The organism is Pseudomonas sp. 05T35 (assembly GCF_056396605.1).
Genome location: NZ_JBFTLU010000800.1, coordinates 1 through 907, shown reverse-complemented (window position 1 = coordinate 907; position 907 = coordinate 1). Strand labels below are relative to the sequence as shown.

At 53.6% G+C, this 907-nt stretch carries 1 protein-coding gene; it reads left to right on the top strand.

Annotated features, from left to right (window positions below):
- The first annotated feature begins 168 nt into the window (after positions 1-168).
- Positions 169-768, top strand: coding sequence for a hypothetical protein (locus AC1DH9_RS29935; RefSeq protein WP_427543115.1), 600 nt, complete (start codon positions 169-171; stop codon positions 766-768).
- Positions 769-907: the final 139 nt, after the last annotated feature.

Below are 907 nucleotides of genomic sequence, written 5' to 3'. Positions count from 1 at the left end.
AGCGATGACAGACCACGTTTTCTCAAACCCATAGTCGTGGTCTGTCCCTATATCTCTTGCATATTAGACCTAATAGCGTCACGCCCAAAGTGAGCTCGCGTGGGCTCCATTGGTTAGAATTTTTGAGAGAAATAAATCTGTCCAATTTTTTCGTACAAGGAATTTCCATTGCTTTCATGGATCAGGCGGTTAACGGGCCAACAAGCCCGCAATTACGAACAGCGATTTGACCAAGCCTTGAAACGCAGCAAAGCCTGGGGCCTAGCGCCCTCGGGGTTCCGTCGCTCCCGAGAGCGCTTTGTCAGCGAGCACAACCTCCAGCTTTTTCAGCAAGTGGTGTCGGCGGCAGTATCCCATTGCCAGGCTGAAGATGTGTCGCAGCAGTGTTTTGCGGTAACTGCGACGCTCAAAGCCCCATTAGAAAGGGCGCTGGGGGTGCCGCTTGCGTTCACCTTAGGTTACGTCGAGTACAACGGCCGCAATGTTTTTTATAGCGATACTCGCGAGCTTAAGGCGATGCTGCAAAAGGGGATATCCTCCCCTGCGCTGAATCTGCATGCGTGGCTCACGCTGCCAAGTCATGAGGTAATCGATATGACGTTCGGCACGACGTACGGGGTGGTGACACAAACGCCGAGCGTCATTGGACGCATGTGCTTCCTGCATCCGGATGACATGACCGCCGATATGCAGTATCACCCGCAGTTGATCGGGGAGGATTACCTGGAACGAATCGGCGGTATGCACACCTTGCTGATGTTGTCTTGAGCCTCAGCCACGTAACGAAGTCGTCTACGACAGTGATTTATCCGTTGGCGCTGGTACCTCTGCCTGCGTCTTTGATGTCTGAATTCAGAAGGCGTGTTCGCCGGCCCCTTACCAAGTGGTTGCTGGACCCGCTATGGGG